This window comes from Streptomyces sp. NPDC037083 (assembly GCF_055606485.1).
On the sequence record NZ_JBVJSQ010000005.1, the window covers coordinates 480,930 to 504,979 of the forward strand.

Annotated in this window: 22 protein-coding genes and 1 pseudogene; 14 read left to right on the forward strand and 9 right to left on the reverse strand. The window is 68.9% G+C overall.

The genetic code is table 11. The features are described from left to right. Positions 1-55 precede the first annotated feature (55 nt). The 3 genes from ispF to ACZ7DE_RS16980 form a co-directional block, all read right to left on the reverse strand. Complete coding sequence (ispF, locus tag ACZ7DE_RS16970) at positions 56-562, reverse strand: 2-C-methyl-D-erythritol 2,4-cyclodiphosphate synthase (RefSeq protein ID WP_470761822.1); 507 nt, start codon at positions 560-562, stop codon at positions 56-58. Beyond that, positions 552-1,304 (reverse strand): 2-C-methyl-D-erythritol 4-phosphate cytidylyltransferase, encoded by a 753-nt coding sequence (gene ispD / locus ACZ7DE_RS16975; RefSeq protein ID WP_470761823.1) that lies wholly within the window; start codon positions 1,302-1,304, stop codon positions 552-554. The genes ispF and ispD overlap by 11 nt, the downstream gene beginning before the upstream one ends. A gap of 299 nt (positions 1,305-1,603) precedes the next feature. Further along, complete coding sequence (locus ACZ7DE_RS16980) at positions 1,604-2,086, reverse strand: CarD family transcriptional regulator (protein WP_003953493.1); 483 nt, start codon at positions 2,084-2,086, stop codon at positions 1,604-1,606. A 660-nt stretch (positions 2,087-2,746) separates the two neighbouring features. Here ACZ7DE_RS16980 and ACZ7DE_RS16985 point away from each other — a divergent pair. Further along, a complete protein-coding gene (locus ACZ7DE_RS16985) occupies positions 2,747-3,412 on the forward strand; it encodes a copper chaperone PCu(A)C domain-containing protein (RefSeq protein WP_470761825.1) in 666 nt (221 codons plus the stop codon). 159 nt (positions 3,413-3,571) lie between these two features. Here the strand turns inward: ACZ7DE_RS16985 and phoP are convergent, their stop codons facing one another. Both phoP and phoR read right to left on the reverse strand, forming a co-directional pair. Then, complete coding sequence (gene phoP / locus ACZ7DE_RS16990; protein ID WP_004000192.1) at positions 3,572-4,243, reverse strand: two-component system response regulator PhoP; 672 nt, start codon at positions 4,241-4,243, stop codon at positions 3,572-3,574. Between the two features lie 5 nt (positions 4,244-4,248). Beyond that, positions 4,249-5,568, reverse strand: a complete 1,320-nt coding sequence (gene phoR / locus ACZ7DE_RS16995) for a two-component system sensor histidine kinase PhoR (protein ID WP_470761827.1) — start codon at positions 5,566-5,568, stop codon at positions 4,249-4,251. 278 nt (positions 5,569-5,846) lie between these two features. Here phoR and phoU point away from each other — a divergent pair, with 278 nt between their 5' ends. From phoU to ACZ7DE_RS17010, 3 genes are all read left to right on the forward strand, one after another. Then, positions 5,847-6,590: a phosphate signaling complex protein PhoU gene (gene phoU, locus ACZ7DE_RS17000; protein ID WP_470761829.1), complete on the forward strand. Its 744-nt coding sequence runs from the start codon at positions 5,847-5,849 to the stop codon at positions 6,588-6,590. Between the two features lie 265 nt (positions 6,591-6,855). Beyond that, positions 6,856-7,014: a hypothetical protein gene (locus tag ACZ7DE_RS17005; protein ID WP_470761830.1), complete on the forward strand. Its 159-nt coding sequence runs from the start codon at positions 6,856-6,858 to the stop codon at positions 7,012-7,014. 236 nt (positions 7,015-7,250) lie between these two features. Beyond that, positions 7,251-7,499 carry an SCO4226 family nickel-binding protein gene (locus tag ACZ7DE_RS17010; RefSeq protein WP_470761832.1) on the forward strand — a complete coding sequence of 83 codons (249 nt, stop codon included), beginning with the start codon at positions 7,251-7,253 and terminating at the stop codon, positions 7,497-7,499. A 39-nt stretch (positions 7,500-7,538) separates the two neighbouring features. Here the strand turns inward: ACZ7DE_RS17010 and ACZ7DE_RS17015 are convergent, their stop codons facing one another. After that, the gene (locus ACZ7DE_RS17015) at positions 7,539-8,390 is read right to left on the reverse strand and encodes a DUF4232 domain-containing protein (protein WP_470761834.1); all 852 of its coding nucleotides are present in this window, start codon (positions 8,388-8,390) and stop codon (positions 7,539-7,541) included. Positions 8,391-8,727: 337 nt separating this feature from the next. Here ACZ7DE_RS17015 and ACZ7DE_RS17020 point away from each other — a divergent pair, with 337 nt between their 5' ends. From ACZ7DE_RS17020 to ACZ7DE_RS17050, 7 genes are all read left to right on the forward strand, one after another. Then, entirely contained in the window at positions 8,728-9,672 is a 945-nt protein-coding gene (locus tag ACZ7DE_RS17020) for an RNA polymerase sigma-70 factor (RefSeq protein ID WP_470761835.1), read from the forward strand. A 93-nt stretch (positions 9,673-9,765) separates the two neighbouring features. Continuing rightward, complete coding sequence (locus ACZ7DE_RS17025; protein ID WP_470761837.1) at positions 9,766-11,025, forward strand: NAD(P)/FAD-dependent oxidoreductase; 1,260 nt, start codon at positions 9,766-9,768, stop codon at positions 11,023-11,025. A gap of 224 nt (positions 11,026-11,249) precedes the next feature. Continuing rightward, on the forward strand, positions 11,250-11,612 hold the full coding sequence (locus ACZ7DE_RS17030; RefSeq protein WP_470761839.1) for a trypco2 family protein: 363 nt from the start codon (positions 11,250-11,252) through the stop codon (positions 11,610-11,612). 12 nt (positions 11,613-11,624) lie between these two features. After that, positions 11,625-15,602 carry a tetratricopeptide repeat protein gene (locus tag ACZ7DE_RS17035; RefSeq protein WP_470761841.1) on the forward strand — a complete coding sequence of 1,326 codons (3,978 nt, stop codon included), beginning with the start codon at positions 11,625-11,627 and terminating at the stop codon, positions 15,600-15,602. A 744-nt stretch (positions 15,603-16,346) separates the two neighbouring features. Then, positions 16,347-17,858, forward strand: coding sequence for a hypothetical protein (locus ACZ7DE_RS17040; RefSeq protein WP_470761843.1), 1,512 nt, complete (start codon positions 16,347-16,349; stop codon positions 17,856-17,858). Continuing rightward, positions 17,855-18,136, forward strand: coding sequence for a hypothetical protein (locus tag ACZ7DE_RS17045; protein WP_470761845.1), 282 nt, complete (start codon positions 17,855-17,857; stop codon positions 18,134-18,136). Before ACZ7DE_RS17040 ends, ACZ7DE_RS17045 begins: the two co-directional genes overlap by 4 nt. Beyond that, the gene (locus ACZ7DE_RS17050) at positions 18,133-18,756 is read left to right on the forward strand and encodes an HD domain-containing protein (RefSeq protein WP_470761846.1); all 624 of its coding nucleotides are present in this window, start codon (positions 18,133-18,135) and stop codon (positions 18,754-18,756) included. Before ACZ7DE_RS17045 ends, ACZ7DE_RS17050 begins: the two co-directional genes overlap by 4 nt. A 542-nt stretch (positions 18,757-19,298) precedes the next feature. Here ACZ7DE_RS17050 and ACZ7DE_RS17055 read toward each other — a convergent pair. Next, positions 19,299-19,787, reverse strand: coding sequence for a hypothetical protein (locus ACZ7DE_RS17055; protein WP_470761848.1), 489 nt, complete (start codon positions 19,785-19,787; stop codon positions 19,299-19,301). Then, positions 19,784-20,419, reverse strand: a complete 636-nt coding sequence (locus tag ACZ7DE_RS17060) for a hypothetical protein (protein WP_470761850.1) — start codon at positions 20,417-20,419, stop codon at positions 19,784-19,786. The genes ACZ7DE_RS17055 and ACZ7DE_RS17060 overlap by 4 nt, the downstream gene beginning before the upstream one ends. 692 nt (positions 20,420-21,111) lie before the next feature. Between ACZ7DE_RS17060 and ACZ7DE_RS17065 the strand changes: the two are divergent. Together ACZ7DE_RS17065 and ACZ7DE_RS17070 are read left to right on the forward strand one after the other, a co-directional pair. After that, positions 21,112-21,261 (forward strand): annotated as a pseudogene (locus ACZ7DE_RS17065) (site-specific integrase); the annotation flags it as partial. A 39-nt stretch (positions 21,262-21,300) separates the two neighbouring features. Next, on the forward strand, positions 21,301-21,576 hold the full coding sequence (locus ACZ7DE_RS17070; protein ID WP_470761852.1) for a ribosomal protein L7/L12: 276 nt from the start codon (positions 21,301-21,303) through the stop codon (positions 21,574-21,576). A gap of 105 nt (positions 21,577-21,681) precedes the next feature. Here the strand turns inward: ACZ7DE_RS17070 and ACZ7DE_RS17075 are convergent, their stop codons facing one another. Then, entirely contained in the window at positions 21,682-22,443 is a 762-nt protein-coding gene (locus ACZ7DE_RS17075) for a phosphoglyceromutase (RefSeq protein ID WP_470761854.1), read from the reverse strand. 184 nt (positions 22,444-22,627) lie between these two features. On the opposite strand from ACZ7DE_RS17075, the gene ACZ7DE_RS17080 reads away from it, so the two are divergent. Further along, positions 22,628-23,953, forward strand: a complete 1,326-nt coding sequence (locus ACZ7DE_RS17080; protein ID WP_470761856.1) for an MDR family MFS transporter — start codon at positions 22,628-22,630, stop codon at positions 23,951-23,953. Positions 23,954-24,050: the final 97 nt, after the last annotated feature.

Sequence of the window (24,050 nt, forward strand, 5' to 3'; positions counted from 1 at the left end):
GCCACATATTCGTGACATGCCATGGCATATGTCGGGCGGTGCGGTCGCGGGCCGTTCAGCCGGTGCGCACCACGAGCGCCGTGGCGATCGCCATCAGGCCCTCGTCGCGCCCGGGGAAGCCCAGCCCGTCCGTCGTCGCGCCCGACACCGACACCGGGGCTCCGGCGGCCTCCGAGAGGATCTTCTGCGCCTCGTCGCGCCGCTTGCCGATCTTGGGCCGGGGGCCGACGACCTGGACGGCGACGTTGCCGATGACGAAGCCGGCCTCGCGCACGATCCGGGCCGCCTCCGTGAGCAGGGTGACGCCCGAGGCGCCGGACCACTCGGGGCGCCCGGTGCCGAAGTGCTGCCCCAGGTCGCCGAGTCCGGCGGCGGAGAAGAGCGCGTTGCAGGCGGCGTGCGCGACGACGTCCGCGTCGGAGTGGCCGGCCAGGCCGGGGCCCTCGCCCTCCCACTTCAGGCCCGCGCACCACAGGTCGCGGCCCTCCTCGAAGGCGTGGATGTCGGTGCCGATGCCGACCTGGGGCAGCGGCGTGCCCGCGAGGGGGGTCTCAGAAGCCATCGTTGAGCCTCCTGCGGGCCAGGACCGCCTCGGCGAGGACGAGGTCGAGGGGCCGGGTGACCTTGAAGGCCTCCTCGTGGCCGGGGACGGTCACGACCGTCAGGCCGAGCTGTTCGACCATGCTCGCGTCGTCGGTGACGTCGACGGTGACCGTGTCGTGGGCGCGGACCAGCGTGGCGCGGTCGAAGCCCTGGGGGGTCTGCACGGCGCGCAGGCGGGCGCGCTCCGGGGTGGCGACGACCGGCTCGGGGTCGCCGGGGACGCGGGTCGGCTCGACCTCCTTGACGGTGTCCGCGAGCGGCAGCGCCGGCACGACGGCCGGGGCGCCCTCGCGGACGGCCTCGATGACCGCGTCCACGGTGTCGACGGGGACGAGGGGCCGGGCGGCGTCGTGGACCAGGACGATGTCGTACTCGGGCGGCAGCGCGGCGAGCCCCAGCCGCACGGACTCCTGACGGGAGTCGCCGCCGGGCACGACCAGGAAGTCGGTGCGGTCGGGCAGCGCGTGGGCGTCGAGCAGCGACTTGACCTCGCCGGCGCCGTCGGGCGGGGCCACGACGACCACCAGGGCGACGGCGCGGGAGGCGGCCAGCGCGCGCACCGCGTGGATCAGCATGGGCGTGCCGCTCAGCGCGCGCAGCGCTTTGGGGGCCCCGGGACCGAGGCGGACGCCCCGGCCGGCGGCCGGAATCACCGCGGCCGTGCGGGCGGGCGCGGGGGAAGGACGCGAATCGTCAGACATCGGTTCCTGTCAGGTTTGTGTGCTGGCCTGCCGTGGGTATGGCCTGGGAAGTGCCGGGCGCGACGCCTTGACCGGACCCTTCCGTGACGCACCGGTCGAGGCAGCAGCCCGGGCCCGGCACACCAAGTATCGGGGGGTCACCCCCGTGGACGGCGCGTTGGGTCGCAGGGCAGTGGGGCGGGGTGCACGGCAGTGTCCGAGCACGAACATGCCGCAGCGCCCGGCGACGGGAATTCGTCATCGGGCACCGCGGCATTTTCAGTGTTCTTCAGTGTGCCGAGGTCGGTCCTGGACCGGCTTCAGGACGCGAGAACCTCGTCGAGCAGCGCTTCGGCCTTGTCCTCGTTGGTGTTCTCCGCGAGAGCGAGCTCGCTCACCAGGATCTGGCGGGCCTTGGCGAGCATGCGCTTCTCACCGGCGGAGAGTCCGCGCTCGCGCTCACGACGCCACAGGTCACGCACGACTTCCGCGACCTTGATGACATCGCCGGAGGCGAGCTTCTCCAGATTTGCCTTGTAACGACGCGACCAGTTCGTGGGCTCCTCGGCGTACGGCGCGCGCAGCACCTCGAAGACCCGGTCCAGCCCGTCCTGACCGACCACATCACGCACGCCGACGAACTCCGCATTGTCCGCTGGCACACGTACCGTCAGGTCGCCCTGGGCGACCTTCAGCACCAAGTAGGTCTTGTCCACGCCTTTGATCTGGCGAGTTTCGATGGCCTCGATCAGCGCGGCCCCGTGATGGGGATAGACCACGGTGTCGCCAACCTTGAACGTCATGTGACAGGTACCCCTTCCGTGGCTATCCAGGGTAACACGGAAACTGCGGGTTCTGAATGGCGTTTTCGCAGGTCAGGGCATATCTCGGGGCTTGACAACACTGACAGGGACGTGCTGCGGAGGGCCCGCGGAAGCAGGTATTCGCAGGTCGGAGCGGCTCTTCGAGGGGGGAGAAACGCGCACGTTACACGCATCCGGAGCGCCGCCCGAACGGCCGAACGTCCACATATGTCCGCTTCCGGATGTGCGACTTCCGCTACTCCGTTCGGTGCGGCCGGACGGATACGGGCCGTTTCCGGAATTGATCATCGGCTGTTCGGCCGGGGCCGTGATCAATTCCGGGGACGGTCTCGCATTCCTTCACGGAAAATCCGCGAGCGGGCCCGCGAGCGCGCTTTTGCGAATCACGGACGAGCAGGCAGACGACAGGTGAAGCCAATGTGACTCAGGGGTCGCGTGAGGTTCTCGGGACGGGAGTGACGGGTGTGACGGGTGTGACGGGGTGCGGCCAGGACGTCCGCCGGGGCGCCGGATCGCTCCAGAGGCGGGTCGGGTGCGGCGGCGCGGGAACGGCTCGGTAACCTAAGGGCCGCTGACAGACCCTTAGGACGGCTTTATTCAAAGGAAAGCCGCCCGCGTGCACAAGGAGTTGCCGCCGCCGTGAGCAGCAGCCTTCGACGCGGCGCCCTCGCCGCCTCCGCCATCGCGTTCTCGATCGCCTCGCTCGCCGCCTGCGGCGCCGGCAACGACTCCCAGACCCTGGAGATCAAGCCGGACAACGCCGCCGCCAGTGTCGGCGACATCAAGTTGCAGAACGTCGTGGTCATCACCCAGCCCGACCCGGAGTCGACCGGCCCCGCCGCCATCTCGGCGACCGTCTTCAACGCCGGCGACAAGGCCCAGACGCTGGACTCCATCACCGTCGACGGCGTGAACGAGCCCGCCGAGCTCAAGCCCGCCAAGGGCAACGGCAAGCTGACGGTCCCGGCCCACGGCTCCGTCGTCATCGGCGGAGCGAACAACGCCTCCGCCGTCCTGCCGAGCAGCAACGAGGCCGTTCAGGACGGCAACGCCCAGAAGGTCACCTTCACCTTCAGCGAGACCGGCGAGATCAGCCTGCGCGCCTTCGTCGTCCCCGCCGAGAGCTACTTCTCCAAGTGGGGCCCGACCGCCGTCCCGAGCGCCTCGCCCAAGCCCTCGCAGACGCCGTCCGGGAGCGCGTCGCCCTCCGGGTCGGCGTCCGCCGGCGCCTCGCAGTCCCCGTCGGGCGTGCCGTCCGGCGCCGCCTCCCCGAGCTCCTCGGACTCGGCGGCGGCCGGCCACTGAGCCCGGTACCGGATCCAGGACGCGTGTGAAGGGCGGCACCCTCGGGGGTGCCGCCCTTCACACGTTCAGGTCGTGCTCGCCGCCGGTCCTGCCTCCCACGGCCCGAGCACCCTCCCCACGCAGGACTCCGCCCGGCGGTCCGGCCGCCGGGCCCGCTTCCTACGGCTCGAACTTGTAGCCCAGGCCCCGGACCGTCACCAGGTAGCGCGGCGCTCCCGGGTCCGGCTCGATCTTGGCGCGGAGGCGCTTGACGTGGACGTCGAGGGTCTTGGTGTCGCCGACGTAGTCGGCGCCCCAGACCCGGTCGATGAGCTGCATACGGGTCAGGACGCGGCCGGCGTTGCGCAGCAGCATCTCCAGGAGGTCGAACTCCTTGAGCGGGAGATCGACCTTGGAGCCGGAGACCGTCACCACGTGACGGTCGACGTCCATGCGGACCGGGCCCGCCTCCAGCGCCGCCGGGGTCACCTCCTCCGGCTCGCCGCGGCGGCGCAGGACGGCCCGGATGCGGGCGACCAGCTCGCGCGAGGAGAAGGGCTTGGTGACGTAGTCGTCGGCTCCTATCTCCAGGCCGACGACCTTGTCGATCTCACTGTCCTTGGCGGTCACCATGATCACGGGAACGTTGGAGCGGCCGCGCAGCTGACGGCACACCTCCGTGCCGGGCAGACCCGGCAGCATCAGGTCGAGGAGCACGAGGTCGGCGCCGTTGCGCTCGAACTCGTCGAGTCCGTCTGGGCCCGTGGTCGCGACCGCGACCTCGAAGCCCTCCTTGCGGAGCATGTACGACAGGGCGTCGGAGAAGGACTCCTCGTCCTCGACGACGAGCACTCGGGTCACGGAAGGACCTCCGGGGCGGAAAGCGTCTGGTACGCGGTCGAATCGGGGGATGAGGCGCGGGGTGGTGCGTGGGGTGAGGGGCGGGAGGAGGAGGGGGTGACCTCGTCGAGGTCGTCGACGTCGTCGGCCTCGTCCGGGTCCGGATGCTGATGCGCGCGGTCGCGGGCCGCGCCCGCCTCCGGCAGCCGCAGGGTGAACGTGGAGCCCTGGTTCTCGGCGCTCCACACCGTGACCTCCCCGCCGTGCGAGGCGGCCACGTGCTTGACGATCGCCAGCCCGAGGCCCGTGCCGCCCGTGGCACGGGAACGGGCGGGGTCGACCCGGTAGAAGCGCTCGAAGATGCGCTCCTTGTCCTTGTCGGAGATGCCGATGCCCTGGTCGGTCACGGCGATCTCGATCAGATCCCCGCCCGGCGCGACCACCCGGCGGGCGGCGATGCCGACGCGGGTGCGGGCGGGCGAATAGTTGACGGCGTTCTCGACCAGGTTGCCCAGGGCCGCGGCCAGCTGGCCCCGGTGGCCCCAGACGCGCAGGTCGGCCGTGCCTCCGGCGGCCATGGTGATCTGCTTGGCGCCGGCCTGGTGCCGGCAGCGGTCGACGGCCTCGGCGACCAGTTCGTCGACGCCGACCGGTTCGGCGTCCTCGAGGGGATCGTCGTTCTGGACCCGCGACAGGTCGATGAGCTCCTGGACCAGGCTGGTCAGCCGGGTGGCCTCGATCTGCATGCGGCCGGCGAACCGCTCCACCGCCTCCGGATCGTCCGAGGCGTCCATCACGGCCTCGGAGAGAAGGGAGAGCGCGCCGACCGGCGTCTTCAGCTCGTGGCTGACGTTCGCCACGAAATCCCGCCGCACCGCCTCGATCCGGCGGGCCTCGGTGAGGTCCTCGACGAGCAGGAGGACCAGCCGGGAGCCCAGCGGAGCCACTCTGGCGGACACCGCGAGGGCCTCGCCGCGCCCGGTCCCGCGCCGGGGCAGGTCCAGTTCGACCTGGCGTATCTCCCCGTCCCGTCTGGTGTCCCGGGCCATCTTGAGCATGGGCTCGATACTCAGCCTGCCCCCGCGGACCAGCCCGAGGGCGTACGCGGCGGAGCTGGCCTTGACGACGGCGTCGGCCTCGTCGAGCACGACGGCGGAGGAGCGGAGCACGGACAGGACGGTGTCCACCCCCGGCGGAAGCACCGGGTCCGTGTGCAGGGAGGTGCGCGTGGGGCGCTTCTGCTCCCGCTCGCTCCAGCGGAACGCCAGCATGGCGATGACACCGGTGAGCACCCCGGCGATCGCTGCCGCTGCGGCGACCGCCGCGTTCACGTCCATGCACCCAGGTTAGGCACGGGTTCCGTCCTGGCCACAGCCATCGAGGTGCGAGCTCGAACACTCGTCGCCCAGAGTTCACCTTGGAGCCAGGGATGGTTCATTTGGGGTGACGGAAATCGACGCGTACGGGGCGGAGCGTGGCACCGTGGGGTTCGCAGCTCCGGTCACAGGGCCGGTCGGCGCCGGTCCGAGGGCCGATTCCGACCTGGTTTCGCGGCCGGTTCTGGCCCCCGGAACCGAACCCGAACCCCAAGAACGACGTACGAGAGGGAACCCTGATGCGGGACGCGTACCACGAGGAACTGGACTCGATCGGCGACAGCCTGGTGGAGATGGCCCGGCTGGTCGGGTCGGCGATCGGACGCGCCACGACGGCCATTCTCGACGCCGACCTGAAGCTCGCCGAGAGCGTCATCGAGGCCGACAAGAGGGTCGACGAGCTGCAGCACGACCTGGAGGCGCGGGCGATAGCGCTGCTGGCACGGCAGCAGCCGGTCGCCACCGACCTGCGGATCGTCGTCACGTCGCTGCGGATGTCGGCCGACCTGGAGCGGTCCGGCGACCTCGCCCAGCACGTCGCGAAGCTGGCGCGGCTGCGCTTCCCCAACCGTGCGGTGCCGCACGACCTGCACGCGACGATCCTGGAGATGGGCCAGCTCGCGCAGCGCCTGATGGCTAAGGCGGCGGAGTGCATCATCACCAAGGACGTCGACCTGGCGCTCCAGCTGGAGCAGGACGACGACGAGATGGACCTCCTGCACCGCACGCTCTTCCAGCACCTGATCGACGACCGCTGGAAGCACGGCATCGAGACGGCCGTGGACGTCACCCTGCTGGGCCGCTACTACGAGCGGTTCGCGGACCACGCGGTGGCCGTCGCCAAGCGCGTGGTGTTCCTGGTGACGGGCGAGCACGCGGACGATCTCCAGCAGGACCTGCCGCCGGAGATCCAGCCGGCCGCGGGCACGGGAGCGGACACCGGCGCGGGGACGGGGACGGACGTCGAAGGCGGGAACGTCTGAGGGCTCGGGGTCTGGTTCGGGGGTCCTTCGGGTTCCGGGGCCCTCGGGTTCCGGGGCCTGCGGAGTCTGAGGGCGAGGCCCGGGGAGTCTGACGGAGAGGCCAGTGGAGCCCGAGGGAACTGTGGGGTCGTCGCCGTCCGCGCTCGGTCGTCCGCGGGGGCGTGCCGGATCGGTTCAGGGCGTGCGCAAGACCCTGTGCGCCGTTGATGCGCCCAGGGGAGCGGCGATGGAATGGGCACAGGTCCTACGCCTCCGGGAGGAACCCATGGCCGAGTCCCCCAGCACTCCCACGCCCGACCCCACGCAGGAGCGCCCGACCGAGCAGCCCGCCGAGATCAGGAACCTCATGCTGATCGGCGCGTGCGGCTGCGGTTCCGGGTGCGGCTGCGGGTGCCAGTCGGGCAGCCCCTGCCAGTGCGGCTGAGGACGCACGCTCGTACGTCCGCGTAGGGCCGCGGCGCCGATGCCGGCGCCGCGGCCCTACGTCGTACCGGGGCGTCCGGGGCCGGTCCTCGCCCGGTCGCCCCGGAGGGAGCGCGAGCGCAGGATGTAGGCAAGGAAGAGGAGGCGTCACAGGCGTCACAAGGAAGAAGGGGAGGCCCGACGGGAATCGGGCACCCACGCCGGCAGCCACACCAGATCGGAAGGGGGCGGGCAGTCATGACCCGCTTCATGGACGTCCATCACGGGATGCAGGGCATCACGGCCGAACAGCTCCTCGAGGCCCACCGGGCCGACCTCGCCATCGAGGGCGAGGAGCACGTCCACTTCGAACGCGCCTGGGCGGACCCCGAGTCCGGAACGGTCTACTGCCTCTCCGAGGCTCCCTCGGCGGAGGCGGTCCTGCGCATCCACGAGCGCACGGGCCACATGGCGGACGAGATCCATCCCGTGCCGTTGACCGTGTGAACGCACCTGCGCCCGCCGCCGGGCGCCCTGCGGGTCAGGTCAGGGCTTGGCCGCCGTCACGGCGGTGACGGTGACGGTGTCGTCGCACTCGGCGAACTGCCCGTCGTCCAAGGCGACCTGATGCGCCCCGGAGCCCGGCAGACCGACGACGATCGTGGGGTACACGGACGGGTCGGCGCCGGACTCGCAGTACCCGTCGGCCTCCCCCTGCACCTGCACGAAGGTCAGCTTCACCCACGCCCTGCCGCCGGGGGCGACGGTCACCGGCCCGGCCGGTCCGGAAGGCGTGACGGAGAGCGGCTTGTTGTGGTCGGGGGAACCGTTGCCTGCCCCGGCGACGGACGGGTGGCCCTTGAGGACGCAGGCCCGGGCGGAGACGTTGGTGAACTCCACGATCGCGGCGCCGGTCCCGGTGCCGACCGGCCGCTCGACGGCCTGCCGGGCGCTGACCTCGAGACTCTCCGCCGGACAGGTCGCGGCGGAGCCGCCCGTCGAGCCGCCGCCCGCGGGCTTGGACGGGGTCGCCGGGGCGGGGGCGGCGGAACTTGCGGGGGCGGAACTCGCGGAGGCGGAACTGCCGCCGGCAGGGCTCCCCGCGGAGGAGCCACCGGCCGAGCCGCCCGCCGAGGAGCTTCCGGCCGACGGACTGCCGGCGGCGGTGGAACTTCCGGCAGGGGAGGGCGAGTCCGTCGGCTGACATCCCGTCATCGCGAGAGCTGCGGAGGCCGCGACGGCCAGTGCCACCGAACCCTGGCGCGCATGCGTGAGCACACCCCTGAGGCCGCCCCCGCTTCCGTTCGCGTCCCCGCTTCCGTTCCCGCTCGCGCTTCCGTTCCCGCCTGCGTCCGTGTACCGCATGTCGTTCCCCCGAATCCGGATCGGCGCGGGCATCGGCCCTCGCGCCACTGTTCACCGGCGCAGACGGACCGGGCGGTCACGCAGGTTCGTCCGGCCGCCCGTCTGTGACCCACCGGTGACGAAACCCGGATCGCGGTGCTGCGCCGCCCGGGCCGGGAGACCGGACCGGCGACCCGTGCGCAGGTCCGTTACACGACGGCCCCCGCATACGGCAGCCGTAACTCGGCGGCCGTCACACGGCAGCCATGCAGCGGCGGCCGTCACTCCGGCCGTCAGCGGCAGCCGTACGCGGCGGCCCGCATGCGGCAGCGGCGGGGCGGCGGCGGTAATGCGGCGGCCGTGGCGCGCCGTGCGGGCTAGGATCCGTGCCATGGCCCTGACCATGCAGGACGTGGACCGGTTCGAGGCGTCGAGGCCCCGCCTGGAGGCCATCGCCTATCGCCTCCTGGGCTCCGCGAGCGAGGCGGAGGACGCCGTGCAGGAGACATACCTGCGCTGGCAGTCCGCCGACGTCGACCGCGTCGAGGTGCCCGAGGCCTGGCTGACGAAGGTGCTCACCAACCTGTGCCTCAACCAGCTCACCTCGGCCCGCGCGCGACGCGAGACCTACGTGGGCCAGTGGCTTCCCGAACCGCTGCTGGCCGGGGACTCGATGCTCGGCCCGGCCGACACCGCCGAGCAGCGCGAATCCGTCTCGTACGCGGTTCTCACCCTCCTGGAGCGCCTCTCCCCCAACGAGCGGGCGGTGTACGTGCTGAGGGAGGCCTTCGACTACCCGCACCGGGAGATCGCCGAGATCCTCGATCTCACCGAGGCCGCCAGCCAGCAGATCTTCCACCGCGCCAAGAAGCACGTCGCCGCCGGCAAGGCCCGCACGGAGATCGACGAGGCCGCCGCCCGGCGCATCGTCGAGGAGTTCCTCGCGGCCGCCACGAGCGGCCGGACCGAGCCGCTCGTGCGGCTGCTCACACAGGACGCCATCGCGATCGGCGACGGGGGCGGCAAGGTTCCGGCGCGCGCCAAGGCGTTCGAGGGTGCTCTCGCGGTGGCGAAGTTCATGCGGGGCCTGTTCAAACCCAGCGAGGCCAAGCGTTCCCTCGTCGGCGGCTCGCCCGACGTCTACGCCACGACCGCCAACGGCGCGCCCGCGGTCGTCGTGGTGCTCGACGGCCGGGTCATCGGCGTCATGTGCCTGGAGGTCGCCGCCGACGGCATCGTCGCGTTCCGCAACCAGGTCAACCCCGACAAGCTCGAACGCGCGACCAGGGTTTGGGCGGCCGCCGACCACGGGGAACCCCTGATCCGCGCCTTCTGACCGCGATGTGAGGTGCTTCACATCGCGGACCTGTCAGGAAACGGCGGGCCGCCCGGTTCAAGAGGCGAATCCGCTCAAGACAGGAGCACGGACATGCAGCACCGCATCATCGTTCTCGGGGCCGGATACACCGGAGCCACCGCCGCCGGACGCATCGCCAGGCGACTGCACCGCGACGACGTCGCCATCACCCTCGTCAACGCCGAGCCCGACTTCGTCGAGCGCGTCCGGATGCACCAGCTCGCCGTCGGCCAGGACCTCAAGCCCCGGCCCTTCAGCGAGATGTTCGCGGGCACCGGCGTCGAACTGAGGCTCGCCCAGGTCACGGGCATCGACGTCGACCGCAGGACGGTCGCCGTCGTCGACGCGAACGGCGCCGACGAGTTGGCGTACGACACCCTGGTGTACGCCCTCGGCAGCGGCTGGAACGCCCAGGGCGTCCCCGGCACCGACGAGCACGCCCACGAGATCGCGAGCCGCCCCGGGGCGCTCCGGCTGCGCGAGCGCCTGGCCCGTCTGGACGCCGGGCAGCCCGTGGTCGTGGTCGGCGGCGGCCTCACCGGCCTGGAGGCCGCGACGGAGATCGCCGAGGCCCGCCCGGACCTCGACGTCGCGGTCGTCGCCCGGGGCGGTCTGGGCGACTGGCTCTCGCCCAAGGGCCGCCGGCACCTGCGGAAGGTCTTCGACGCTCTCGGCATCACCACCCACGAGCACACCGAGGTCGCCGCCGTCGAGGCCGGCTACGTCACCACCGTCGAGGGCACGTCCATCGCGTCCGCGGTCACGGTCTGGACGACCGGCTTCGCCGTCCATCCCCTCGCGCAGGCCACCGCCCTGGACGTCACCGACACCGGCCAGATCGTGGTCGACCGGACCATGCGCTCGGTCTCGCACCCCGACGTCTACGCCATCGGTGACGCGGCCCTGGTGGCGGGCCCCGGCGACAAGCCGCTGCGGATGTCGTGCGCCTCGGGCGTCCCCACGGCGTGGCAGGCGGCCGACGCCATCGCAGGGCGCCTGACCGGCGGAAAGCTCCCGAACGTGCCGCTGCGGTACTTCAACCAGTGCATCTCGCTGGGCCGCAAGGAGGGCCTGATCCAGTACGTCACCGCCGACGACCGCTCCGTCGACGCGGCCCTGACCGGACGACTCGCCGCCGTCTACAAGGAACTGATCTGCAAGGGCGCGGCCTGGGGCGTCGCCAACCCGGTCCTGCTGCCCACCCGACGCCGCCGCGTCGTCCAGAACCCGGCCGGGACGGCCGGAGCGGCCTCGCAGACCCCGCCGGACGCGAGGATCTCGCAGGGCTTGGCGGACGTGACGGACTCGGCGGACTCGGCCCACGTCGGCTGACTCGCGGGACTCGGCGGGTTGCGCAGGCTCGACGGGCGACGGGCGACGGGCGACGGCAGATCATCGGCAACCAGGGGTACAGGGCGGCCGGCTTCCATTCCTGAGGAGACGCCGGCCCCTTCCTCGCAGAGGACCTCCCGCGCCGTGGGCGAAGTCGTGTACGCCGGTGAGCCTCGTGCGCCAAACTGGTCGGCAGTGTCTTGACCTGGGAGGGAGCCGCAACCATGAGCGAATCGCCGGAAGGCCTGGTGGGCCTGGCCGAAGCGATCGAGGCATTGCGGGGGGAATTGTTGCGGGCCTGGGGCGGTGACCGCGTGCGACCGCTTCGGTTCAAGCCGGCGCCGGTCGAGTTGACGGTTCAGGTGGCGGTCACCAATTCCGGCAAGGCGAGGGCCGGCATCAAGTGGTGGCTCCTGGACGCCAACGCAGAGGTGTCGCATCAAAACGTCACCACACAGACCCTGAAGCTGACACTGGACCCCATCGCGTTCGATCCGGACGGCCAGCAGAAGGAATTCTTCATCTCCGACGCCGAAAGCAACAGTCGCACAGGAGGAAGGGAAGCGACTCTCGGCGAGCCCGAATAAGGGGGAGATGGAATGATCCGCACCGAACGCGCGGCGCTGATTCGCTACGACATCTCAGGGCAGGCCTACGTCGGATCCGGTTTACGGATCGGCGGCGAATACATCCTCACCGCAGATCACTGCGCAAACGGGGAGAACCACCGGGTCACGTTGAACGGGGTCGAGTTCGACGCCGAAGTCCACGTGCGCTCGCACAATGAATCCGTGGACCTGGCAATCCTGGTGGCCCCCGGCATCGGCGAAATGGACCGACTCGCGTGCGCGCTCGTCGACCGCAGCGTCGCCAGGCTCCTGGACGGCTGCCAGGCGCTGGGCTTTCCGAGATGGAAGAAGCAGAACGATTTCCGTGTTCTGGCCCAGATCGACGGACGGGTGCCCACTGCCGAAGGACTCCGTGCCGACGTCGGCACGACGGGACACGTCGATTTCCTCTCCTTCAAGATTTCAGGCCCCGAGATCCCGTTGACCCCGCTGGGGAAGCTGGACACCGTCGGCAGCCCTTGGGGCGGTATGTCAGGGGCAGGGGTGGTGACCGACAGCGGTGTGATCGGCGTGGTACGCAGTCACAATGTCTCGGAAGGAGGCGGGTCACTGACCGTTACTCCTATCGACGCCATTTCCCGACTCCCGCATGCCACCCGGACCAGGATGCTCGACGCACTCGGCATAGCCGACGTGGACCGTCTCGCTTCCCTTCCGCTCGGCGGCGAACGAGTCCAGAGGCCGGCCGCGCCGACGTCCGGCGAGGAACCCGAGGCGAAATCCCGAGGGAAAGTCCTCAAGCTGCTGACGCAGGACTGGGTGAAGAACGGCACTCCCGTCGGGGTGCTTCAAGGGTTCTCGGGCGTAGGCAAGTCGACCGCCGCCCTGCGCATCGCGGAAGTCCACCCACACCGGACGATCATCGACGTCGAGGTCCCTCCCGGAATCCACTCGTCAACCGAACTCCTCGTCCTGATCGGTGACAAATTCGCCGAGATCGGAAAAATCGGAGTGTCTCTGGGGTCCGACCCCGTGCTGGAGATCGCGACGACGCTGCGGGAGGGGGGCATCCTCCTCCTGGATGACTTCCACAACTGTTTCCTCGAAGACTCCGGAGCACCGGACAGCGGGGTGCAGAACTTCGTGAACTCGTTATCGAGAAGGATCAGGAACTCGGGCGGTCGAATCCTGATCGTGGCCGACGAGGCGGCGAAGTTCCCGTGGATCGATGACCCGACCGTGTTCACACTGACCGGCATGAGTGACGGCGAGGGGATGGAACTGCTTTCTCGAACCCTGAGATCGCTGGGGGTGCCCGCCGGGCTTCCCGAGGACAGGGCGAGAGAAGTCGTCAATTGGCTGGGCGGTAATCCGCGAGCCATTCAGGTTCTTGCGAGCTGTCTACAGTTCGACACCTTGGATGACCTGGTGCCCCTGCGGCCCGAAGCATGGGAGATACGCGATCGCATCGTCGACGAGTCGTTCGCCGAGTCCTTGGAGTCCGCTTTCCTGAGGCGGTTCATCACCCGGCTCAGCGAGTCGGACCTGGCACTCCTGAAAAAGCTGGCCGTATATCGGCGCTCATTCGACAAAGAGGTGTTCTCTCTCTACTCGCCCGAGATCGCAAAAGACGTCGCGAACTCGGCGAAACGTCGACTGATCGCCAACTTCCTGGTCGAGCGAAGAGGGCAGAAGTGGTTCACCCTCAACCCGATCGCCAGGGAGCTTTCTCTCCATTCTCTGCCATGGGCCAGAGGCGAGCAGCGGCGCGCCCACTCCCAGGCGGGAAAGCACTATGCGCGCCACTTCAAGGAGGGCAGCCTGTCCATGGCCGCCCGGGGCAGTGACTTCCTGGAATGCAGGTATCATCTTCACGTTGCCGAAGAGCACGCCACGCTTGCTGCCGTAGCGAAATCTTACTCGTTGTTCCTGGACCGCATCTACAGCTACAAGCGCGATATTCCACGCGATCCAAAAGAACGCGAAGAGACCATCTACCTCCTGAGCGCGGCCCTGGACGAAGTGAGTCCGTCCTGGGGGCTCCACTTCTACCTCGCCCGCCTGCTCGTGGACCGCGGCCGGCCTGATGACGCCCCTGAGGCACTCACACAGGTGATGTATGCGACGACATCGGTGAACGCCTCTGCCGGAGCGTGGATGCTCCATATCAAGCTCGCCGACCAGATGCTCGGCACTGACGCAGCGATTGAAGTGGCGGCCAAGGCTCTCGCTGTGATCGACGTGCGGTTCGCCTGCCAGATTTACATCGCCCAAGCCGAGCTGATGGTCCGTGATCGCGCACGTATGGGTGAGGCGGTGGCCCTCCTGCGGGAAGGCATGACCAAAGTGCCCGTACCGAACAACCTGTTCTCGCTGTACCAGCTGGCGGGAGAACTGCTGGCCCGCGACGGCGAGATCGACGAAGCGGTGGCACTGCTGCGCGAAGGCATGACGAAGGTCCCGCCGCAGTACAACCTTTCCTCCATGTACCAGCTGGCCGGCGACCTGCTGGCCCGTGATCGCACACGGATCGGCGAGGCGATCGCCCTGCTGCGCGAAGGCATGGACAAGGTGCCGGCGCAGTACAACCTGTTCTCGCTGTACCAGCTGGCGGGAGAACTGCTCTCCCGCGACGGCGAGATCGACGAAGCGGTGGCACTGCTGCGCGAGGGCATGACGAAGGTCCCGCCGCAGTTCGGCCTGTTCTCGCTGTACCAGTTGTCCGGTGAACTGCTGGGGCGTGATCGCACGCGGATCGGCGAGGCGGTCGACCTGCTGCGCGAAGGCCTGGAGAAAGTGCCCGAGGGCAACCGGGGTTCGTTGTACCAGCTGGCGGGCGATCTGCTGGCCCGCGACGACAAGGTCGACGAAGCGGTGACCCTGCTGCACGACGGCATGGCCAAGGTGCCGCGGAACAGCCTCTTCGCGTTGTACCAGTTGTCCGGTGAACTGCTGGGGCGTGATCGCACGCGGATCGGCGAGGCGGTCGACCTGCTGCGCGAAGGCATGGAGAAAGTGCCGGGGAACAACCTGTTCTCGCTGTACCAGCTGGCGGGGGAACTGCTGGCCCGCGACGACAGGGTCGACGAAGCGGTGGCCATGTTGCGGGACGGCATGGCCAAGGTCCCCGAAGGCAGTCTGTTCTCGCTGTACCAGCTGGCGGGTGAGCTGCTGGCCCGCGACGGGGAGGCCGACGAGGCGGTGGCCCTGCTGCGTGAGGGCATGAGGAAGGTGCCGCCCCAGAACAACCTGTTCTCGCTGTACCAGTTGGCGGGCGAGTTGCTGACCCGCGACGACAAGGCCGACGAAGCGGTGGCCCTGCTGCGCGAGGGCATGACGAAGGTGCCGCGGAACAACCTGTTCTCGCTGTACCAGACCCATTCGTCGTTGTTCGTGTATCTGGGAGACCGCGAGGAAGCGGTACGCGTCCTGTGCGAAGGCGTATCCCGTCTCGGCAGCCACGGACAGGTCAACCGGCTGGCCGGAAACGCGGTCCTCATCTGTGCGGCCATGGGCGACCCCGGTCGCCTGCGCAGCCTGCAGGATTTCCTGGGAGAGGCCGGATACGCCGAAGACGTCCTGTTCGGCGAGATCCTCATCGCCGAGATGGAAGGCGACTGGAATGCGGCTTCCCGCATCGCGGGGGCCGGTCGCACGAAGTACCCGAAGAACGTCGCCTTCGTTTCCCACGAGATCTACGCCCTGGCCATCTCAGGAACCAGCGCCGCCGACTTCAGACGCCTTGAGACGTTCATCAACGACAGGGCGGTGAACCGGGCGAAAAGCACGACGCGATGGCTGCAGGCGTTCGTCTACGCCTGCCACGGCGACCTGGAGGCCTGCCGAAACGCACTGGACCTGAGCGCGCCGGACGACTCCCCCCTGGACCCCATCGAACTGTGCCGCCGAGAATGGAACGCCAGCGAAAACGCCTTCGGCGGCGGAGCGAAATTCGACTTCCCCATCTTCCCCACGACCATCCCGGGCCGAACCCCCGAGCCCTCCTGAACAGGTACAGCTTCTGCGCAACCCGCCGCGCGCTCAGCGGAGACCGTCCCGCGTCGACCGTCACCGGCGTCCTGCCCACCGTCGCAACTTCCTGACGGCATGAGCCTTGTGGAGTCGGGTTGCCGAGACTTCACCCGGGCTGAACATGAACGCCGTGACCGGGGTCCATCGCCGGCCCCCCTCACGAGCCGTCCATCTGACGGCGGGGAAGTCCGTGATCTCCGTGATGGACTCTCGCGCAATCACGCGTGTGCGCAGATAGCCGCGGATCTCGAGCCGCCCGCGCTCACACGTCACCCCGAGCCGGTACCCCCGCACGGCGAGGGCCGCGAACCCGATCACGGCGAGACAGGCCGTGAGCCGCGAGAAGCCGGAACCGGCCTGCGCCGCGTAGGCAACCGCAGCGGCCGCCGGGACGGCTCCCAGGCAGCTGTTCGCAAGACGGTTCGACATCGGTGGCGACAGCTCCACGACGCTCCTCGTCCGTGCCGGTACCTGCCGGCAGCAGCGTACTGGCCCCCGGCACGGCAGCTGCGGTCCTGCACCGACGTATGCCAGGACCGGAGCCGCGCGGCGGCACGGGCGGCGCGCCACGAAGCAAGCTCGGGACGTACCTCCCGGATTCGTAGGCTTAACCTCCTTACAGAATCGGGGGGATGAGGTCATGCATCGAGCGCAGGAGGCCTCGCGGGCCGCGGCCCCAGAACGTCCTCTGCCCCGACCTCACCCGCCTCGGAGTCACCAGTGAGCGATCGCCCGACAGAGCTTCCCCCGATACCCGAAGCCCCGGCCCCACCCGAAGAGACGGCCGCCCCGGAGCCGACTCCCCCGGAGGAACCGGCGACCCCGGAGGCCGCCGAATCCGCGGAGCGGCCCGAAACGACGGAGCCGGCCGAACCCGAGGACCCCGAGGACTCCGTCGAGTCGGTCAACCCCATGGAACCCGACGAGACCGAGGAACCCGGCGAGCCCGTCGAGCCCACAGCTGTGGACGAGGAACCGAACCCCTCCGAATCGCCGGAAGCCGCGGACGCCCACGCCGAACCGGCCGAACCCGAGGAGCCGGCCGAACTTGAGGAGCCCGACGAGACCGACGAATCGGTCCGGTCCATCGAGTCCGTCGAACCCGAGGGGCCCGACGAATCGGTCGAGCCCGAGGAGCCCGCGGAACCGGACGAGGCACCGGATCCTGGCGAGGCGGAGGATGCGAACGAGCCCGACGCACCGCCGGAGGACAACGGCGAGGCCGACGAGACCGACGAGACCGACGATCCGGAGAGGAGGGATCAGTCGGAGAACCCGCTGGCGGACGCGGCGGAGGCCCTCGGCGAGCGGCATCCCGAGGTGGCCTCGGTGATCACCAAGCTCGGTGCGGACGATGCGAACAGGCTGAATGTCATCGAGAACCTGAAGGATCCTGAGGGCAGGGGCGAACGGACCCTGGCGATCATTCAGGAGCTCGCCGAGGGAGAGACCCTGGAGGGACGCTCCTTGGAGGAGTACAGGTCCGAGAACCCCGGGCGCGGCCCCCTGTTCGAGCCCGTGGAGCATGATGTGAACCACGAGCCCGACGGGACGTCCCGCAAGAACGCGTACGTCGAGCAGACCAAGGTGGACGACCCGGTGCGGGCCCTCGGAGCCTCCATCGAGGACAGCGACCGCGATGCCCTGGACGACTACGGCATGAGGCTGCAGAACGAGGTGGAGCCGGCCGTCTACGAAGACGTGACGAATCTCCTCGAGGAGGCCGGCGACGCCGACGATGCCGAATTGAGCATCCGCACGAAATCCGCAGACGGCCTGGTCGACAAAGTGAATCGAATGACCGAGGGGAGTGAGGGCAGAAAAGCCCGCCCGGATTACGAGATCGGGGACGTCATCGATGCCGTGGGTGCAAGAATTACCGTCGAGGACACCGCCCGGCTCGAAACCGTTCTCGAAAAGGCCAAGGAGTACTTCGGCACCGGAGAGAACGGACGCCTGCTGGAGGTCGAGAACATGTACGCCCAGCCCAAGAGCGGAAATCCGAGCTACCGCGTCATCCCCATGGTCGTAGCCATCGAGGTCAACGAAATGCCGTACACGTACGAACTCCAGCTCACGACGGAGCGGGCTTCCGTGGCCGCCGACCTCGAGCACAACACCGTGTACAAGTCGCACATCGAAACGACCCCGCAGGAACGCGACGTGATGCGTAACATGCAGGCAGAGGCGGCGGCATTGGATCAGGAAGAGACTCGCAGGAGGCACCCGTGACAGATGAGACAGGCCCGAAGTTCGTCATGATCTCGACGTTCCGCAGAAGGACCGCGGACGGATTCATGCTCGCGGCTTTCGTCATCGACGAGAGGGAGTGCGAATCTCCTGCGGAAATGAAGTCGATCAGGAACGAAGCCCTTACCGAGATCCAGCGTCGACGCATCGTGGGAGAGTTCGAGACCCGCAGGGCGAAGGCCGACGAATTGCCGTCGACCCTGCCTCGGTGGGCGGAATACAAGAGGCAGCTGGAAGCTGCGGATCAGGAGTCGTCTTGACCCATCGGGTGTTCGGCGCGTGGCACGACTGGGACACCGCCCGCCGGCAGTTGGCGGTGCTCGCTCCAGAGGTTTCGGCGCAGCGCCTCGGGGAGGCCGTGGCGTTCGCCGGAGAGGCCCATGGAAATCAGAAGAGGCCCGCCGGTGAGCCGTACATGGAGCACCTCCTGGAGGTGGTGGAGATCCTCGTCTCGGGCGCGGGCGTCCACGACGAGGACCTGCTGGTCGCGGCCGTACTCCACGACGTCGTGGAGGACACCGACCGCACGGCCGGGGAGGTCGGTGAGCGGTTCGGCCCCCGGGTGGAGGAGTGGGTGGGCTGGGTGACGAAGCCGCACCCCGAGGCCCACGAGGATCCTGCCGAGGTACGTGACCGCTACCTCCTGAGCCTGCGTTCCGCCCCGCCGGAGGTCCTGCTGCTCAAGCTGGCGGACCGGTTCAGCAACGTGCAGCGGCTCGACACGCACCCACGGCCCGAAAAGCGACGTTCCTACTACCGCGAGACGTGCCGCCATCTGGTACCTCTCGCCGCGGGGGTCCCGTGGTTCGAGACGGCCTTCGAGGAGTGGCGGGAGTTCTACCGCCACCTGGAGGACGAGGCGCCCGCGGGGACGACCTGACACCCGCCGTCGGCACGCATCCCCGGGCACGGGACCGCCACACCGCCGCCCCCTGTCCACCTGGCCCACGACAACTGAACAAGAACGGCATCCGGGACTCGCACGCCCACACCGTCCGTGCCACCCTCAGCCCGACCGAAGCCCCCGCCCCGCGAAGAAACCGCAGGTCGGGGCGGGCCGCCGGCCTCAGCGCGAGGGGCGCCTCTTCGGGGGACCGGGCCCGGGATCACGTCCTTGCCAAGGTGTTCCTTGATCAGGTACTTGAGTTCCGGCCCTTCGATGAGCTGCAGCCGACCAAGTTGGCGGGGTGCCGTGGAATCCGCCGTTCCCCGCTTGATCTGGTGAGCTTGTGGTGCGGTCATGGTGCGCACACCATGACCGCACCCTCTGATCCGTAGCTCTGAGAGATCGGTCATTGGAGGTCGTACAGGCTGCGGGGAGTGCTGTGCGGGTCAGCGCTGACGGTTGCTGGGGTTGCTGTACTTCGTTGCATTGCGGACTGAACGCCTCAGCTGCCGTGCTGGGGCACCCGTATGCGCGAATCAGATGGCGTCGATCTGCCAGGCGATCACGCCGGTCGAGCCCTTGGCACCGTAGACATCAATGCGTATCGGCTTGTGTACGATGATCCGCTGCTGGACCACCGACTGATCGCACGGCACCTCGGTTTTTGTGCCGGCGCTCGTCGGGGTGAATGTCAGGTGCGCACTGCCCTTGCCAACGCACACAAGGTTGAGCTTGTAGGTCTTGCCCTCACTCAGGCTCGGCTCAGTATGGATGCCGTCGGTCACCCGCTCCGCGCCGGCCTCGACCAACTTGCCGCCGTGGACAGTGGCAAGGGCCGCTTGAGCCTGCTTGGTGAACTTCTTCTCCGAGGATCCGGTTGCCGCCTGAGACTTACTCGACGCGGCCGACGAGGGAGCTTTGGAGGCCTTACTGTCACCGCTGCCGGACGTGCACGAGGTGAGCAGGATTACCGACGCCGCCACAGCACATCCGGCGAGCCATGCCCGCGGGCTCGAATAGGTCATGACGTGGTTTCCCAGTACTTCCAGCCAGTCTCGGACGTAGGGAGCGTAGCCGAACCATGAGCGATCTCGACGCCGCCACAACTACTGCCGCCACCGGAACGGTACCGCTTCCAGGTCACCTTGTACCCCCATGAGCCGTACTGCAGATGGCCGTACTTGTTCCGGCTGATGTCATGGGTGTAGTTGTGGCCGGTGGCGATAGCGACACTGCCGCCGATCTTGACGCTGATAGTGGTCTTGGCCTTGGCAAGGAGCGCCCCGGCCGACCACTCCCCGCTGGCCGAGATTTCGGCGGAGATGGTCCCGGTCCTGGTGACAGAGACGGCCATGGTGCCCCCCGGGCCGTCCTTGTACTTTGTGCCGTTCCACCAAGAAGGCACGTGGTAGGCCTTCTTCGACGTGATGGTGTACCACGTGGAAGGCGTGTCACACAGGGTTGGTGCCTTTTCGGGGAGCGGCTGGTCGGTACCGTCCTCCCAGCCCTCCCTGCCGTTGACGTCCGTCGTTTGGTCGGCACCTATCGCCGAGCTCTCCGACGGCACCTCTTCGGCGGCTGCGGCACCCGCAGTAACAAAACAGAGAAGCAAAGCAGTGGCAGCGCCGGTCGCAGCGCGCCTTGAGCCGATGGCCATGTGACACCTTCCTGGTGACCGCCCCCGTGGCGATCGAGCACTTGGACAGTAGGTGCAGGGCATGCACGCGACAAGTACAAGATCGTTATTCTGAGGAGGACTTGAGGGTTCGATCTACGCAAGGCGACCACATCCACGGAGCGGTGACGAGAACCTAACTCGCGCTCTCAGCTTGGGGCGCTGCGATCATTTGAGGACAGTTCGGGCACCGACCCGGGCGAACGCTCGGTCCGTGATCCTTCCGGGCTCAACCTCTTTCACCATGGTTCCCCACTTCTCCCCGCTCGTTCTGGTGCGGGTGCAGAGTCGCGGCGACCAGGAGGTGATCACGCGGGCACGTGCCATTCATCGAGGCGGATTTTTACCTAACAGTTGTGGCCCGCGTGCCAAATCACTTCACCGGCGACGGTCGTGCCCAAGAGGGGCAACTCCACGCTGTGAGGCATGGCGGTGAGCTCAGCAAGGCCGATTGCATTCGGTACGCCATCGAGGAGGAAGAAGACGCCGAACGGCTGTCGGCCGATGACTCGTCCGCTGACGTGAGACCCAAGCAGCAGTGCAGAGACGGTTGCTGGCCGGCCCCGGTCCACGGCATCCGAGGCCGGCACCTGGGAGCGGTCCGGCCAACTGAACTCGGGCATCGGCCAATCATGTCTAAACCGGCGGGAGTTGTCGACAGCCGGTCTCGACACACCAAGGCTCTCGCGGAGTACCTCGGCCACTCGGATCCGGGCCTGACGCTGCGCGTGCACGCACACCTGATGTCGTCCCGCCAGGAGCGGACCCGCAAGGCCGTAGTCGCTGTGTTCGGCACCACCGAAACGATGCGACATGACGGCTGAGGGCTCGTACGCTCCGAAATGGAAGGGGCGGGGAGAGCAATGGCGGACGAGTACTTCTTGCTGGTTTGCGACGACGTGCCTCATGACGTGGTGCTCACTGACCCTGGTGTCCGTGTGATGGACGTCGTCCAGGTCGTGCGTCGGCTGACGGGGCTGAGCCTGTGGCGCAGCAAGGTTCTGGCGACGCAGGTTCCCGCCGTCGTTCTCGCCGGCGTGCCCGAGGAAGATGCGGCGGCAGCCGTGTCGGTCCTGCGCGATGCGGGAGCCCGGGCAGAGACGAAAGAACAGCCGGGGCCGGACCTTCTGAAGCGCTGAACACGGCCGCCGATCAACCGGCTGACGGCCCTGGGACGGCCCAGCCCGACCAAAAAGCCCCCGCCCCGCGAAGAAACCGCAGGTCGGGGGCTTACCGGTGTCTCGTTACTTCTTCTTGCCCTGGTTTTTGACTGCTTCGATCGCGGCCGCCGCTGCGTCCGGGTCGAGGTAGGTACCGCCCGGGGTCACCGGCTTGAAGTCGGCGTCGAGTTCGTAGGCGAGGGGGATGCCCGTGGGGATGTTCAGGCCCGCGATGTCGGCGTCCGAGATGCCGTCGAGGTGCTTGACGAGGGCCCGCAGGCTGTTGCCGTGGGCGGCGACGAGGACCGTGCGGCCGGCGAGGAGGTCCGGGACGATGCCGTCGTACCAGTACGGGAGCATCCGGATGACGACGTCCTTCAGGCACTCCGTGCGGGGGCGGAGCTCCGGCGGGATCGTCGCGTAGCGCGGGTCGGCGGACTGGGAGAACTCCGTGCCGTCCTCGAGGGGCGGGGGCGGGGTGTCGTAGGAGCGGCGCCACAGCATGAACTGCTCCTCGCCGAACTCCGCGAGGGTCTGCGCCTTGTCCTTGCCCTGGAGGGCGCCGTAGTGGCGCTCGTTCAGTCGCCAGGAGCGGTGGACGGGGATCCAGTGGCGGTCGGCGGACTCCAGCGCGAGCTGGGCGGTGCGGATCGCCCGCTTCTGGAGGGACGTGTGGACCACGTCGGGCAGGAGGTCGGCATCCTTCAGGAGTTCGCCACCGCGGACCGCCTCCTTCTCGCCCTTCTCGTTGAGGTTGACGTCCACCCAGCCGGTGAACAGGTTCTTCGCGTTCCACTCGCTCTCGCCGTGGCGGAGGAGGATCAGCTTGTACGGTGCGTCGGCCATGCGTATGAGCGTAATCCACCGCTCCGATGCGTTGTGCGTCTGCTCGTACCGCGGACAGGCCGACGGCGGACGGGCGGCGGACGGGTGACGATTGACCGTTTCTGTTAATCGAGTGGCAGCCGGTTCCCCCTCTCTCGTAAGTTCTGAGCACCGCCAGCGCCGCTTACATCCCGGGGGATCAGTCATGCCTGTCGCCGTTCTCAGACGTGCCGTCCGCGAGACGCTCTCCGGGCTGCCCCGGGAGTTCTGGTGGCTGTGGACCAGCACCCTCGTCAACCGGCTCGGCGCCTTCGTGGCCACCTTCATGGCGCTGTACCTGACGCTGGACCGCGGCTACTCCGCCTCCTACGCCGGACTCGTCGCCTCGCTGCACGGGCTGGGCGGGGTCGTCTCGTCGCTCGCCGGCGGGGTGATGGCGGACCGGCTCGGACGGCGGCCCACAATGCTCGTGGCGCAGACCTCGACCGCCGCCTCCGTGGCGCTGCTCGGGTTCGTCGAGCATCCCGTCGCGATCGCCGGGGTCGCCTTCCTCGTCGGGATGGCCTCCAACGCGTCCCGGCCGGCCGTGCAGGCGATGATGGCCGACATCGTGCGGCCCGAGGACCGGGTCCGCGCCTTCTCGCTCAACTACTGGGCCATCAACCTCGGCTTCGCCGTCTCCTCCATGGCCGCCGGCTTCATCGCCGAGGTCAGCTACCGCGCCGGGTTCCTTCTCGAGGCCGGGATGACGTTCGTGTGCGCGGTCGTCGTCTTCCTCAAGCTGCCCGAGTCGCGGCCCGGGCTGACGGACAGGAGCGTCCGCGACAGCGAGACGGTCGGCCTGGGGACCGTCCTGCGCGACGGGCGGTTCATGAGCGTCGTCGGACTGTCCTTCCTGGTCGCGCTCGTCTTCCAGCAGGGGTCCGTGGGGCTGCCCGTGGCGATGGGCGCGGCCGGGTTCACACCGGCCGACTACGGCATGGCCATCGCCGTCAACGGCGTCCTCATCGTCGCGCTGCAGATCCCCGTCACGCGGTTCATCGAGCACCGCGATCCCCGGCGGCTGCTGGTGGTCTCCTCGGTCCTCGCGGGATACGGGTTCGGACTCACCGCGTTCGCCGGGTCGGTCGGCGTGTTCGCGCTCACCGTCTGCGTGTGGACGCTCGCCGAGATCGTCAACGCGCCCACCCAGACCGGGCTCGTCGTCCGCCTCTCGCCCACCCACGGCCGAGGCCGTTACCAGGGCATGTACACGCTCTCGTGGGCCGTGGCCTCCCTGGTCGCCCCGGTGATGTCCGGCTTCGTCATCGACCGGTTCGGCGCGGAGTGGCTGTGGGGGATGTGCGCGGTCGTCGGGACGGCGGCAGGACTCGGGTACGGGGTGCTGATGCGGCGGCTGCCGGACGAGGAGACGGCGCCCGCGTCCGTCGTCGACCGGCCGGACGCCCCGCCGAAGACGGACGCCCCGGCGAAGACGGCCGAGCCCGCGAAGACGGCCGAGCCGGCCGAGCCGGAGGTCAGCGCCGCCTGAGCCACCGGGGCCCTGGAGTCTCCGGGGCTCTGGAGTCTCCGGGGCTCCTGAGCCTTCGGGCTTAGGGAGCCCTCGGGCTTCCGGAGCGGCCGGGCTT